The 13,343-nt window shown below is 32.4% G+C and carries 10 protein-coding genes; 6 read left to right on the top strand and 4 right to left on the bottom strand.

Annotation, left to right across the window (positions count from 1 at the left end):
- Positions 1-8: 8 nt before the first annotated feature.
- Complete coding sequence (locus SD427_RS07215) at positions 9-839, bottom strand: GLPGLI family protein (protein WP_320560601.1); 831 nt, start codon at positions 837-839, stop codon at positions 9-11.
- An 871-nt stretch (positions 840-1,710) separates the two neighbouring features.
- Between SD427_RS07215 and SD427_RS07210 the strand changes: the two genes are divergently transcribed.
- The 3 genes from SD427_RS07210 (at position 1,711) to SD427_RS07200 (ending at position 4,923) form a co-directional block, all read left to right on the top strand.
- On the top strand, positions 1,711-2,271 hold the full coding sequence (locus SD427_RS07210; RefSeq protein ID WP_320560600.1) for a hypothetical protein: 561 nt from the start codon (positions 1,711-1,713) through the stop codon (positions 2,269-2,271).
- A gap of 283 nt (positions 2,272-2,554) precedes the next feature.
- Positions 2,555-3,730, top strand: coding sequence for a hypothetical protein (locus SD427_RS07205; protein WP_320560599.1), 1,176 nt, complete (start codon positions 2,555-2,557; stop codon positions 3,728-3,730).
- Between the two features lie 239 nt (positions 3,731-3,969).
- Complete coding sequence (locus SD427_RS07200; protein WP_320560598.1) at positions 3,970-4,923, top strand: hypothetical protein; 954 nt, start codon at positions 3,970-3,972, stop codon at positions 4,921-4,923.
- 519 nt (positions 4,924-5,442) lie between these two features.
- Here SD427_RS07200 and SD427_RS07195 read toward each other — a convergent pair.
- Positions 5,443-6,048 (bottom strand): hypothetical protein, encoded by a 606-nt coding sequence (locus SD427_RS07195; RefSeq protein WP_320560597.1) that lies wholly within the window; start codon positions 6,046-6,048, stop codon positions 5,443-5,445.
- 515 nt (positions 6,049-6,563) lie between these two features.
- On the opposite strand from SD427_RS07195, the gene SD427_RS07190 reads away from it, so the two are divergent.
- The 3 genes from SD427_RS07190 to SD427_RS07180 all read left to right on the top strand — a co-directional run bounded on the left by SD427_RS07190 (position 6,564) and on the right by SD427_RS07180 (position 11,466).
- A complete protein-coding gene (locus SD427_RS07190; RefSeq protein ID WP_320560596.1) occupies positions 6,564-6,872 on the top strand; it encodes a helix-turn-helix transcriptional regulator in 309 nt (102 codons plus the stop codon).
- A 122-nt stretch (positions 6,873-6,994) separates the two neighbouring features.
- Complete coding sequence (locus SD427_RS07185) at positions 6,995-10,288, top strand: reverse transcriptase domain-containing protein (RefSeq protein ID WP_320560595.1); 3,294 nt, start codon at positions 6,995-6,997, stop codon at positions 10,286-10,288.
- A gap of 110 nt (positions 10,289-10,398) precedes the next feature.
- Complete coding sequence (locus SD427_RS07180; RefSeq protein ID WP_320560594.1) at positions 10,399-11,466, top strand: protein kinase domain-containing protein; 1,068 nt, start codon at positions 10,399-10,401, stop codon at positions 11,464-11,466.
- A 144-nt stretch (positions 11,467-11,610) separates the two neighbouring features.
- Here SD427_RS07180 and SD427_RS07175 read toward each other — a convergent pair whose 3' ends face one another.
- Both SD427_RS07175 and gwsS read right to left on the bottom strand, forming a co-directional pair.
- The gene (locus SD427_RS07175; RefSeq protein WP_320560593.1) at positions 11,611-12,021 is read right to left on the bottom strand and encodes a DUF2911 domain-containing protein; all 411 of its coding nucleotides are present in this window, start codon (positions 12,019-12,021) and stop codon (positions 11,611-11,613) included.
- Positions 12,022-12,156: 135 nt separating this feature from the next.
- A complete protein-coding gene (gene gwsS, locus SD427_RS07170) occupies positions 12,157-13,224 on the bottom strand; it encodes a grasp-with-spasm system SPASM domain peptide maturase (protein ID WP_320560592.1) in 1,068 nt (355 codons plus the stop codon).
- Positions 13,225-13,343 lie beyond the last annotated feature (119 nt).

The raw sequence follows: 13,343 nt of genomic DNA, 5'->3' as shown, positions 1-13,343 counted from the left end.
TAATAGATTTACTTGTAATTCATCGCCTTATCAACTTCCACGGGATTATTATATTTCCTTATAATTTCCTGCAGGTTCTTTACCTGAGTATTCAGTTCTTCGATACTCCTGATTTGCTTTCCTCCGATATTAATATTCAGATCCGGGCTATTTAAAAAATTTGTTCTTTCAAAAGAAAAAGGATCATTGTAAAAATCCAGCAGTAATTTTCTCTTTTGTTTTTCCGTAATAACAACAGCTTCAATTCCAAAATTCGATTCCAAAAAATCATCTGTAGAAAAATTTCCCGGATCGTTTTGATTTGCAACCAGCTTATAAATAAAATTATTTTTGTCATCCTGAATTTCAAAAATTAAACCGGGCAGGCCATGGAATTTATAAGGTCCTTCATTAAAAGGGATCTTTTTATTGAACCAGGCAATCCAATGCCGTCCTCCAAAATCGGCTGTAGCTTTTTGAAGATCATAACCATCATATTTTTTTATATCATTTTCAATTTTCCAATTAATGACATCGGTTGTTTTATAAGAATAATAGCCGAATTTGATATTGATAAAATTTTCATTATCAAAAGAACCTTTTTTTCTTTTGATAATCTGGCCTGTCATATCAACATGCTTATTATCCAGATTACCAAATTTTTTATTTAAAGAATCCGCTGTTAAGAGATTTCTTCCATAAAATTTAGTTTCGTTTTTATTGATATCCAACAGCATATAAAATTTTTGATGCCCGCTTTCAGTCGAATCCATTTTTAACTGTAATTCATAAATATATCGATGCGTTTGAGCCTGGAAAAAACTTCCGATAAAAAAGCAAAATAACACTATTGTTTTCATAAATGTTCTTCAGATGATTTCAATACAAATATAATTATTTATACCCGGCACAAATCCTGTATTGCATAAACACACCAAACATTAAGCAAACCACTTTCATGGAACCCTGATTCAATTAAAATAAAGCATTTTCCAATTTACCCTGTTTATTTGCATTTGTGCCCATTCTTTCAAAATTCGTTGATTTAAGTAAATTAATGGAACCTCTATTCTCTACATCACATTTTGCAGTTATCCCTGAAATCTGTTTATTCTTGAACGCCCGATTGATAATACAGCGCAGCCCGAAAGATAAAATATGCGGTTTGTGCAACAGCCAATTCATCTTACGTATCAGTCTGGGCAGATCTCTCCAACGGAGCCCTTAGCCCTGCCGTTAAAAATGTACCGGATAATAATACCGGGCAAACCAGTGCAAAAGTACTTATCGGGGGAAAATCCATGGCTACCTCCTTATTTTCCGGTAATTAAAACTTATAAGGACAATCAAAAGTTGTCATTCCGATATTTATCCGGTTAACCATAAATACCTTGTAGAATAACTGAACTTTTTCAAAATACTGATTATTCTTTGAAGTGTGATATTTTATTTACTAAATTTATAAAGCTGAAACATCTCTTGCTATTTATTCTGTATCCTAATAATGGTACTGAATATTTAGGTACTTATATCTTTAAAAAGCAAAAAATGATCACAGATTTCTATTATTTACCGGAGATCATCGATTACAAACAGACAAATCCCAACATTTATGATTATGAAGCAAATATACCGGAAACTTATAAAGATAATGACTGAGATCCAATTAAGATTCAAAAATGGCGTGATGTAGAAAAATTACCGGAAGTAAGATCTAATAATATATTGAAGATGATCAATAGAAATAAATTTTTGTTCAATGACACCAAAGGGAGCTTCGCCTGGTTACAGATTCATGATATATCATTTTTAAACTCATTGGTAAAAACCTTTGGCTATATCAAAGACAAAGACCTATTGTCATTTGTCCTGAGAAAAAATTATAAAAATATTGATGAACTTCAGAAGGTACTCTGGACAAAGAAATGCGATGGTAATATTGTTGTAAATAAAGAGGTCTTTACCATTATATCAGAAGCTTCTGAACAAGATCAGTCAGCCTATTTAAAAGCGATTTCAGAATATCTGATAAAAGAAGCAGACCGCAGTAATGGAACATTGAACACTGAGTCTGAAAAAATAAGAGTATTAGGGTCAATTGCTTATTACAGTACAAAGATCAGTGAAAAAAGCGGCAAATATTATGACTTTTTCAGCATTTTCGGAAGTAAGGATGGCGGAGTTAAATATGATGAAGAATTTAAAAAAAATAACTATTATAATATTGCTGATTTTAAAAAAGTTTGGGAAGAAACAAAAAATAGTGGCATCAGCTATCCCGGAATGGAATAACAATTTTGATTATTGGATTTAAAAAGTATCAGAAATCATTCTTAATAAAATACCCATTATTGTTAGCTGTTATCAAGTAGTACTCGATGAATGGAGTAAGGGGAATTAAAATCAGATAATTATTTATAATAAACCGAATTAACCTGAAAAGCAGGAAGTACCCTGAAATTACATATCAATCAATTTATAGCTGAATGAAACATTTATGCAATATCCAATAAGGTTCATGTTGAAATGGAATTGTCTCAGGAAAAACAAAAGGTAAAATAAACTGATGTAATATATGAAGCTAGTAATCTTTAACTTATTATTAATCCTGGCAAGTTGTAATGGTGATCCAAAAAAGGAGACGCCTAAAAACAATGATTCTGTAACTATGGAAATGGCAGAAAAATCAATTGATATAGAAATAATTAAAAGCTTCATTGAAAAACAAAAAAATGTTGAGACTGAAGAAAATGAACCTGAGCAACCCTATACCCTGTCTAAAAATGATTTTGATATTTCCAGGAATATTGTAGCCACGGGTCTCAAAAATTCAGGATACAAATTTATTTCAGGAGAAGAATTCAGTAAAAAACTATTTGATATTTTTAAAATTACCAGAAATTCCGACTGCGGTATGGTTTCATCGGCAAATGATCAGATCACTTTATTCGGTAATGCCATGGACGGTTTAAAAAGCACAAGAACAAAAAATCAATATGATTTGTACAGTGATACGCAAAACCTTTTCATTGTCCCGGATGAGAAGTTCTTAACTCAGACTTTTTTGGTAAAAGACCTTGTAAAAATTAACGGTAATTCCTTCATTATTGACCTTCCTCAATTTATCACTGCCCGAAATAAATATCTTTTCAATGACAGCAAGACAGATTTGACCTGGTTATTGCTGAACGATAAAGAATTTATCAAGAGGCTGGTTACGGATTTCGGATATGATAAAGAAGAAAAAATTAATCAATTGGTTTTGGAGGATCTTTATACACAATATGCTGACCCACAGAATAATATTACTGAAAAAACTGGAGAAATATTTTTCATAAAGAATTGTGAAAGAAAATTACAGATCCAGCAGGGCTTACTGAATTATGTCGCGCAACATACCACTAAGGACAATGATCGTTTAATCTATGCATTAGGAAATTATTTAGATTACCTGTTTAAAGAAGATAAAGATGACATTTTCACCGAATCGCCGGCAACAAAATTCACCGTGGAAGAGAAAGCAAAAATCGTTGCCTTTGTAGCCAATATTGAAAGTCCGGCGTTTTATAAATTCAAACCCATGAACAGCAGTACGGCATGGCACAATGCAGGAACATCACTCTATAATATTACAGCTGCTCATCCGGAAATATTAAAAATTATAAAAAAAAATAAATACTATGGTCTTAATCCGTTGAAAGAGATCATTGAAGGCGTACAGTTTGAAGAAGAAGGTGCTGGAAATCTTTAGCAAATACAATAGCCATAAAAGTATTGCCAGATTGCTGAAATAACAATATCGGCATCTGGCATAAGCATTTTTCCAACCATCACCAGTCCGCAGGAGATCCTTATTATCAGACCAGAGTAATGTATATCAATATTGTAAAAATTGAATGAAGCAATAAAGAAACGCATACAAACAGCCTGGGCAGGAAATATTGGATGCGTATAAATCTGGGCAGAAAAAAGATAAGAAACCAATACATTATGAAAAACCTTCTTTTAACGGTACTTATTACCTTTTTTTCTGTTGCCTGTAATCAATCTCAGGAAAAAACAACATCGGCTCCTTTAAAATCGGATACCCTTGTTCTGAACAATAATGATATTGTTTTCATTTTGCCGGGTGATAAAACCATTGCAGCCCTAAAAAAGAAAAACGGTGAAGATTTCTACACCATCGCAGACGATGCCAATAATTATTTTTCCGAAGCATCAACTTACCTGGATTCTCTGAAAGTATCCTATAAAAATGCTGATGACACAAAAGTATTTGCGTATAAAAAAGATAACAAAACCGTAGCAATTCCCAAACATAAAAGCCCGTGGTATGCTGTATTTTATAAAGACGGAAAATATGAGACCGTCGATCTGATCAACGTCAGAGAAGCCTATCCGAAGTTTTTTGGGAATACGATTACTAAAAGTTCAGGAACCCTGGATTCCAAAACAGTCATTGCCTCTGTTGCCGGGGATCAGTATTCTGTTGTGGAGGAAAAAGACGGTGACCTGAATAATGATCATTTTACCGACAAAATTGTCGTTCTGGCGAATAACCGCGATCTCGATCCCCAGGATCCCGATACCAAAATCGCGCCCATATTAATTCTGTTAAATGACCAGAATAAAAAATACGACGTTCTGAAAAACGAAAATATCTACCCGAGCAGTTTCGGGGATTCCTTCCGGAAACTGGTGGTGAAAGACCGGTTTTTTACGGTTGAACTGTTCAATGAAGTGCCGGACGAATACACTTCGGAAAAATACATCACCTTCAAATTCAGCGAACCGTCAAAAGAGATCGTCCTTTCCAAATACGGTGAAAATACCGTCTGGAGCGATGGGAGAAAGACCAATACCTTATGTTCCGAGAAAAATTTCGGCAAGATCCTGTTCCGGGATTATAGTTCCGACGACATCCGCACCCAATGTCCGAAATGATTCTGAAAAATATCTTTACTTCTTCGTCGGTTAAAATCTCCCACATGTTTTTACAGATGATTGGCTTGTATTTAACACATAAGTCACAGAGAAGATTTGAATAGCTTGAAAATATTTTCAGAACACATGAGATTAAAAATCAAAGATTTGTCTCATCTCATATTTATTTTATTAAAGAATTCGCGAACCTTTTCAAGGTTTTTAAAAACTTTTGTGTGCTCTTTTCAGCATCAGGTATTTAATTTTTTAATGAAGCAAGAATATCTTTTGTGACTTTTGTGGTTAAAGATTCCAAAGAACCGCGCAGATTTTTATAAATAATAACGTGGATTTGGCTCCGCTCAGCCACCGGATCGGAAGTAAGCTTAACCAATAAGAAAATCTTTGATTTTGCCTCAGGTATTTTTCTGATTTAATTAATGAATTGTCGAACCTCTTCGAGGTTTCATTCTGATGTGCTCTAAAATATGCGCAACACGAGCCTCTTCAATCTCATGTGCCTTATGTGTTAAAGCTTCTTTACTGCACACTGACTGTTTTTGTGACTTTTAATTTCTTTCTGCCGTTTCTCCGTTCCACGATGAGCCACGCCGCGTCCAGCATTTTAATCAGGTGGAGGTACGGGCCCACGATATTGCGCTCCGGCACATGGTTGAACGTCCCGAGGGAGAAATACACGATGTCCGAAAGGAAGTCTTCAAGTTCATCAGTGCGGTACTCTTTAAAGGCTTGACGGAACACCCTGACCGGATCACGGTATTCTTCCTCCGAAAGCGAACCGTACATCAGCGGATTGCCGGCATCCGGAACTGCCTCTCCTATCCATTTCCCGGATTTCTTCCTGAGGCACCACCCGGCCCGGATCAGCGACCGCAGCGACTGGTGGAAGTGAAAGACCACCGAAGGATCTTCCGGGATCCGCGTTTTCCCCTGTACCGCGTACTGCATGATGAGGTTGAGACGCTCCTTCGCCGTCACCAGGTCATGGAACTCGAAAAACAGTTCCAGTAACGGTACGGATGAATGTTTGCTCCGGCCGGACCAAAACCGGGATTCCAGGTCTATTTTATTATTTTTCATAGGTTCTGTTTTTTTTGATTTAATGGTTTTCCTGGCCTTGGCCATATGGATTTATAGCATTGAAAACACAACTTTCCTGAGTGCCTTCTGGTTTGAAAAGGACATAGTAAGGTCTTTGAGTAACCAGAAGACATCGGAAAGCATTGATATAAATGAAATTTGTGTTTTTATAAGCTTTAATGTAAAGCCGCAATGAGTTGTACACCCCATTGTATAGTGCAGTCTGATACTGTATTTTTAGAAAGCGGCTTAGAAAGGCCGCAGAATACCGGCCGGCATAAAATAAAATGGCATGGAACTCTACATATCCGATCTGAGGTACTGGTATACCTTACACACAGATAAGAGAGCCCACGCCTAGGTCGTGAGCTTCCTGCTTATCGTCTCGTGTGTTAAAAATTACCAGTTTTCAGATCGAGATTTCTAAGCAATAGCTTCTATTGTTATTTGAAGTATCGCAAAGTTACTTTGATGTAACTTATTTTGCAAATATAATAAAAAAACAAATACAACACATAAATGTGTTGTTGAAAAATTTAAGAAAGTCCAAAATTTACTAAATGTATATATGGGAAATAGAAGAGTTAAAATTTCAAATTGGAAAGTTGTTTCAATTTTATAGATTAAAGAATAAACTTTCCCAGTTACAACTTGGAAACGAGATAAATCTTTCAAGTAATCAAGTGGGTAGAATTGAAAGAGCAGAAACAAATCCAACGGTAGAAACGCTTGTTAAGTTCTGTAATTTTTTTAAAATTGATATGTTATTTTTATTTACAAAACTAAATGAAAAAGAATTAAAAAAGATTGAAAGTGAAATAGATGAGCTACAAAAAGAATTTAAAAATCAAAATAAAAGAAAATCCTGACGAGAGTTGGGATTTTTTGTTTTAGAAATACGAAGAAAAATTCCTATTCTAGACTTATGCATATCTAACTTTTTTCATTAAATTGTGAGCAATAAAACTAAAATACTATGATTCACAGAAATATGAGAAAATTTACGGTTGAAAATATAAAAAACGCATATAATAAACTAAGAACAACCGTATTTTATGATTCAGGGGATTTATTATTGCGAGAACAAATTGTAGAGTTTGAAACGAATTACTTGAAAAATGACTTTGTTTTTTCTGAAGTTCAGTTTGTAAGTAGATATTCTAATACAAAGGACGTTGATGATATAAACAAACCTACTTTTTCTGAAATTACATTAGAAGATAAGTTTAAAATTTTAACTGAGGCATTAAATAATTATTCTAAAGATCAACTATTTTTTGATCAACTATTAGAAGAAATATCTGTAACAGTATATCCTAAAAAATTTATTCAAAATAACTCTCTTCATTATATTATTACTAATAAAAGGATTAAAAAGAAATATTTTCTTGATAAAGTTACAGCATTTATACATGCACCAATTGAATTACATATTATTGCAGTTTTATGGACGATTAACGATGGCGTAGTTAAAGATGCTGCTTTAGCAGATGAGTGTATAGGAAACAGATTATTATTAACAAAAGACAAATCAAAAGTTGTTTTTGGTTCGGCCTTATATAAGCCCTATTTTTCTCAATATCAATATTGGCGAGATAATGCAGTTAATACTGCGCAACAGTTATTAAAAAATAATAAGAATACTCTTTTCTTAAATTTAGACATTAAAGATTATTACTACTCAGCGAGAATATCTGAAAATTATTTTCGCTCTGATGGTAAAGATAATCTTAATATTCTAATGGAAAACTTACATCGAACATTTACAGAAAAAGTTTTACAATTGAAAATCCCATATGACTTCACACAAGAAGTTACAGAAAATGGTGAAATTAAAAAATTTATTATTCCAATAGGCCTGCAATCATCGCTGATTATAGCAAATGAATATCTAAAAGATTTTGACAAAATTATACTTGAGAAATATAAACCTGCATATTACGGTAGATATGTAGATGATATTTTAATCGTTTTATCAGAGCCTAATACAGCAGATTATGAAAGTAAATTATTAGATGAATATTATACCTCTTTTGAAGATTATAAAAAACAATTATCTGATAAAAAAATAAGTTTTAAGTTAGAGGATTTGACTGAAATTGAACTATATATATTAAAAAACTTTCATCCTTTAATAAAAGTTGTTGATTCGCCATTTTCTGTTGACGGAAATTTTATTAAGCCAGAAAATAGAATCTTTAAAATCAACGGTTATCCTTCTCTATATTGCCAAAGCGATAAAACTATGATTCATTATTTTGACAAAGATGAATCAAGTGTTGTCATAGATAAACTAAAAAAAGAAATTGAAGAGAAGTCCAGTGAATTTAGAGATATGCCAAATGATGAGGATAACTTAATAGAATTTGAAGAAAGTGCTTACCATTTATCATATGATAGCACTGACGGCAAGATAAGAACTTTAAAAGATTACAAAGAGGACCGATTTGGTTTATCTGTTTATCTTTCACATAAAATAAATCTAGGTCTTAGAAAACGAGAAAAAATATCTGATTTAGAAAAAGATAAAATATTAAAATTCTTTAAAGGAGAAAATTGCTTAACATTCTATAAACTATGGGAAAAAATATTAACGTTATTTGTTGTAGACAATGATCCTAACTCTTTCACGAAATTTTTATTTCACTGTTTAGAACAAATAGACAATATTGATGCAAGTGATAAATCGAAAGAAAGTACTTTACCAACAGCAATTGCAATGCAAGTGCATGATGCTTTAACACAATATTTATTTTTCGCTTTTGAAATGAGCATTTCACTGAATTTAAAATTTTTAAAAGACTATGATGTAAATAAGAATTTTGAGTTTCAGTCCAATAAAATTAATCGAAAAAATTTCGCTTTATTGTTTGCTGAATTTTCTTTTGTAAATCCGGATAAATCTAGTGGAAGAATAGGATTTAGAATTAGAAAGTCTAATATGATTAGGCATCATTATGTGTCCATACCATTGTTAAATTATACAGAAGAGGGAAAAAATGGTCATCTAAATTTAATTGACAAAAATCTTCATATAAAAAATTATAAACTTGATCCTATACTATTAGAAAATTCACCAAGACCTATAAAATTTTGGGAATGCTGTATTGGTTCTGCTTTTGAGGAGTTTCAAAAATTTGGTGCTAAAACTATGACGAAGTCCGAAATAAATGAAACCAATATTTTATATGATATTCTAGAGGAATATGAAGAAGAAGAAGTCTATGAAAATGATACTTTCAAAGGCAATAAATCTTTCAAAAAAATAGATTATTTGGATATTGCATTTAATTTATATCGTATAGGAAATTCTAAGCATAGACCAAGCCACGAATTAAATCAAAACCTTAAAAATAAATTTTACACAATAAACAAGTTAGATGGGTCTGAAGAAAATTTTTTGTTGAATAAGTTTACAGTAAATAAAGAGGATAAATTGTACAATCCAAAAATTGCATTTGCAAATACCGATGTTTTAGAGGATAATATAATAGCAAGTGTTTTAGATTCACCAATATTATCACATGAAAGAATAAATAAATTATCCAAAATACTATCGAAAGCGAGAAAGTCAGATGCTCAAATATTAATATTTCCTGAAAACTTTATGCCCATGCGTCTAATTTCTGCATTAGGAAGATTTTCCATTGATAATCAAATTATGACTGTATCAGGCATTGAGCACCTCACCATAAATAATACGTCATTTAACTTTGTAGTTTCTATGTTACCACAAAAGATTAATGGTATCAATGATGCAACTGTGATTTTTAGATTAAAAAACAACTACTCTCCTGGTGAGGAGCATTTGATTAATAAATATCATTTCGCTATACCAAAACCTATACCGTCTCGCTATGATATTATTAATTACAGAAATATTTACTTTTCAGTATGTTACTGTTTTGAACTAGCTAATATTAGTCACAGAGAAAAATTAAAGGCAAAAATTGATTTATTAATTGGTGTCGAATGGAATAAGGATACATCTTATTTTTCAAATATTGTAGAAGCAACTTCTAGAGATTTGCACTGTTTTGTTGCGCAAGTCAACACCAGCAAATATGGTGATACCAGATTGACTCAACCTAAGGACACAGCAACAAAAGATTTATTAAAGTTGAAAGGTGGTATAAATGATACTATATTAGTAGGACAGATTGAAATTCAAAAACTCAGAAATTTCCAGAGAATAAAATCATCAATAAACACAAGTAAAGAGTTTAAACCCTTACCTCCTGAATTTTCTTTAGAAGAAGTTTTAAAGCGTATAAATAATATATAATAGCTGAATTTTATAAAAAGTTGTTATTCATAAATTAAATACTTTATTTGAGATTTAATATAATTAATATCATTTTTCTTATAGACAATAATTTTAAAACGATATATAGTATGATGAATTTTTTTGAATTAGAACAGAAGGAAAAAATAAAGCTTCTTGAAGGTTTTGAGAGCGATGCAAAATGTATTGATATTAACGAAGGTATGTGTGGTGAAATATTTGTTTTTGACCATGGAAGTAATACTTTCCCTCGATACTCCTGTATTAAGGTTCCAAAGTCATTTGAAAATATTCCTAATGAAGAGATAGGAAAAAGATTTGTGAGGGAGATGTATCTTCAATTATCTTTCTATCACAATAAATTTGTTCATTGGCCTTCCGATTTTGACATTGTTCTAAATACCCCTATTGTATCATTCAGGTATTGGGGCAATGACTTGGCAAAGCTAATAAGAACGACTGAAGTATCAATATTAACAAAACTTTCAATACTCGTTTATACATGTGTCGGACTAAGACATTGTTATAAAAAGGGGTTAGTTTCTCACCAAGATATCAAGCCTTCGAACATATTTATTCAAAATGTTAGAGAGCAATTTACAGACCTTCCAGATTTAGATATCTATAATCTAGCAATAGTAGCTGATTTTGGACTTGCAAATGCTTTTACAGATATTAATTTACACGATGGATCAAGACCATATATGGCTCCAGAACAATGGAACAAAACTGATTTAAGTTCAGCTACTGACATTTTTGCAATAGGAGTTATTTTTTTCGAATTACTAACAAATGGTTATCATCCTGTTGGTATTAAACTACATGATTGGTGGCCTAAACCTCAGACTAGAAACTCAAAAAAATGGACTGGAAGTAAATATTGGATAAAGTGGATAGCTAATGATTGTAAAATTCAATTTGAAAATTATAGTGAAAATAAAAACTATATAAGTTTTATAGAAAAAATGCTACTAATAAACCCAGCAGAAAGACCTACTATAGATGAAGTAATTGATTTTCTACTTGAACAAATAAAAGTTATTAGTGATGATAGCCATTCTCAACTTAATTTTTTAATCAATTATTTTGAGGAGCAATCATCTAAAATAGTAGATGTAGAAACAAACTGGCATCCTCTATTTGAAAAGTGGCAAATATTTAAAAGAAAATTTGAATAACAAATTATTATTGTTCAAATTTTTGAAAACATATAAGAGCAATGGCATCCTTGCCGATGCATACACAACCACAAAAAAATCCCGGCTCACCGGGATTTAACTTTTAAAATTAAAACTTACTTAATCTCTACAGGAACAGAGATTTTATCCCAATCCATGGTGAAACCGTTTTTTGTTGATTTTGTAGACCAAAGCTTCCTGGGTTGCTGGTAAAGCTTTTGTTTTTACGTCTACCCGTAAAGCGTCTTTTGACGGTGCGTATTTGTAGACGCCCCACTGTTTGGGCTCTTTGTTAAAGATGGCCGTCCAGGTTCCGCTTTCTTTAGGGATCAGGAAAAAGCTGTATTTACCGGCCGGCAGTTTCTTGCCCTGAACGGTAAGGTCTTTATCCGTTTCAAACGTGGTGGCTTCATTGGCACCCGCGCGCCAGACTTTACCATATGCTTCCAGGCCGCCCCAGATGGTACGCCCTTTCACGGATGGGCTGCTGTACGCGATGGTGATGTTGGCATCTTTGATTTTTCCTGTATCATTGCTTTGAGTTTCATTGACCATTTTTTGCTAAGCTATTGCGGTAATGCGACAAAAGGTGTCGTGTTTTATTATACGTTTAATATAAGTTTGATCGTAGCAGACAAAATTAAACTGTCAGAAAAATTGTTTAGAGATGCTGCGGATTTCTGTAATATCTTACATCTTATAATATTGTATTGCCTTTTTCTTTAGCGGATTTGTACTCCATTCTTTCCACTCTACGGTATAGGGGTTATAGCCGCATTTTAAAGGTTTGGAAACATCAAGTCCGGAATTATTTGTAGTATTCCTTTCTGTAAAAGCTCTGCAATCGGTACAGATATACCTGAATTCGCAGTCTTTACAGGTTTCTATTTGATCTTTAGTAAGATTCCAGTATTTTTTGAAATCTTCTTGTTTTATCACCTCTTCTAATGGAGTACTCTTAATATTTCCGAAACATTGGGCCATCGCCGGACAGTTTTTGATATTGCCATCCCGATCAACACCAATTTTTTTATAGAGACATGAATTATGGTTCGTTGCCTCTGATACTTTAGGCAAATTAACATTAAAATATTTTAGATCTACTTTGCCACAAGATTTCAGCTCTATTTGCTCATGGGTAAAAGATACTGTGAATTTAAATTTGTCCTGCAGCTTAAACGGTATTTGAGGACTTGAGTAAAATACCATATTATAAATTCTGGAACAGATTGTATCTGCTACATTGAAAAATTCTTCATTCAGAATCTCTGAATACTTTGAGAAAATTTCTATAGAAGTTACCGGGGAACCCTTGAATGAGTTTTCTATATAACTGATATCTTTAATAGACAAACATTGATTATAATAGATAACAATATGTGCCGTATTAAGATTAGATAATGATTGATTGACTTGAGTCAGAATACTTAGATCATCAATCTCCAAATAAGCATTAGTAATGTCATTGGGAACCTTAAAATCATATGAAAAAGGAGGAAAGTTAACATCCCATTCATCTTTAGTCACAAACCCAAACTCCTTCTCCAACAGTATCTCAATGTATTCTTTGATAAATTCCTGAGATTCAGAATCGTAAGACTGCATTGTATCTTCTATTGATTTTTCTTTTAACTCCTCAATAATATCAAAAAGCTCAAGAGGGAATAATTCCGCATGATCTCTCTGTAAATCAATAATTAATACTCTTTGAACTCCTTTTGTAATTAAAATATTACTAAATAAATTAAAATAATTCACAATAATCTGGTAATTGATTTATAGGGCCTAGCCCTGACGAGATATTCTGTCTGAAATTTTTCACATTCAACAAAAAAAGTAAGATTTGATTTGCTTTTTACAATAACCTGACTTTTTTT

The organism is Chryseobacterium sp. JJR-5R, from assembly GCF_034047335.1.
GTDB lineage: Bacteria > Bacteroidota > Bacteroidia > Flavobacteriales > Weeksellaceae > Chryseobacterium.
This window is presented reverse-complemented; position numbering and strand designations above follow the sequence as displayed.

What these genes read in the sequence shown, in the direction of transcription:
- SD427_RS07180 (WP_320560594.1), top strand. Translation starts at nt 10,399, where the DNA reads ATGATGAATTTTTTTGAATTAGAACAGAAGGAAAAAATAAAGCTTCTT.
- SD427_RS07185 (WP_320560595.1), top strand. Translation starts at nt 6,995, where the DNA reads ATGAGAAAATTTACGGTTGAAAATATAAAAAACGCATATAATAAACTA.
- SD427_RS07210 (WP_320560600.1), top strand. Translation starts at nt 1,711, where the DNA reads ATGATCAATAGAAATAAATTTTTGTTCAATGACACCAAAGGGAGCTTC.
- SD427_RS07200 (WP_320560598.1), top strand. Translation starts at nt 3,970, where the DNA reads ATGAAAAACCTTCTTTTAACGGTACTTATTACCTTTTTTTCTGTTGCC.
- SD427_RS07215 (WP_320560601.1), bottom strand. Translation starts at nt 839, where the DNA reads ATGAAAACAATAGTGTTATTTTGCTTTTTTATCGGAAGTTTTTTCCAG.
- SD427_RS07205 (WP_320560599.1), top strand. Translation starts at nt 2,555, where the DNA reads ATGAAGCTAGTAATCTTTAACTTATTATTAATCCTGGCAAGTTGTAAT.
- SD427_RS07195 (WP_320560597.1), bottom strand. Translation starts at nt 6,048, where the DNA reads ATGGCCAAGGCCAGGAAAACCATTAAATCAAAAAAAACAGAACCTATG.
- SD427_RS07190 (WP_320560596.1), top strand. Translation starts at nt 6,564, where the DNA reads ATGTATATATGGGAAATAGAAGAGTTAAAATTTCAAATTGGAAAGTTG.
- SD427_RS07175 (WP_320560593.1), bottom strand. Translation starts at nt 12,021, where the DNA reads ATGGTCAATGAAACTCAAAGCAATGATACAGGAAAAATCAAAGATGCC.